This is a genomic window from Duganella violaceipulchra, assembly GCF_019166075.1.
Lineage (GTDB): Bacteria > Pseudomonadota > Gammaproteobacteria > Burkholderiales > Burkholderiaceae_D > Rugamonas > Rugamonas violaceipulchra.
This window is the reverse complement of the sequence record NZ_JAHTGR010000094.1, coordinates 1-735: the sequence shown is the minus strand read 5'-3', so window position 1 is coordinate 735 and position 735 is coordinate 1. Positions and strand designations below refer to the sequence as shown.

Genomic DNA, 735 nt, shown 5'->3' with positions numbered 1-735 from the left:
GGTCGGCGTGGTGGCCGACAGCGGGAAGTCGAACGGCAGCTGCACGCGCGGCAGCTCGCCCTGCAGCTGCTGGTGCCAGTAGCCACGGCTGGGATGTTCGGCCTGCGCCGAGATCAGACCGTTCTGCCAGGCCGCGAAGTCGCGGTACTGGATCGCCAGCGCCGGCAGCGCGGCGCCGCCCCCGGCGCCCTGCTCCAGCAGCGCCATCACCTCGCGCTCGAGCAACATGCCCGAGCTGCCGTCGGCGATGATCTCATGCATGCACCAGGCCAGCAGCAGGCGGCCGTCCCAGGTGCGCAGCAGCTCGCCGCGGAACAGCGCGCCGTCGCGCAGGTCGAACGCGCGGGTGGTGAACGCCAGCACGTGCCGGCGCAGCTCCGCCTCGGAGCCGATCACGCGCTCCGCCACCGCCACCGCGACGGCCGGCTCGACACGCTGGCGCAGCTGGCCGTCATCGTCCTCGAAGAACACGGTGCGCAGCGTCTCGTGGCGTGCCGCCACCGCCGCCAGCGCGCCTTCCAGCGCCTCGCGCGTGAGCGCCGCGTCCAGCGGCAACAGCGCCGGCACATGGTAGGCGGTGCTGGACGGGTCCAGCTTATGCAGCAGCCACAGACGGCGCTGCGCGGCCGACACCGCATACGATTCCTGCGGCGCCAGCGCGGCGATCGTCGGCAGCACCGCCGTGCTGGCGGCGCGCAGCGCGTCCACCCGCTCGGCCAGGCCGGCCACCGTCGG

1 protein-coding gene is annotated in these 735 nt (G+C 74.0%); it reads right to left on the bottom strand.

Features of this window, described 5'->3' with window-relative positions; all coding sequences use genetic code 11:
• A partial coding sequence (locus KVP70_RS33115; RefSeq protein ID WP_217946690.1) for a condensation domain-containing protein occupies positions 1–735 on the bottom strand: 735 nt, incomplete at both ends.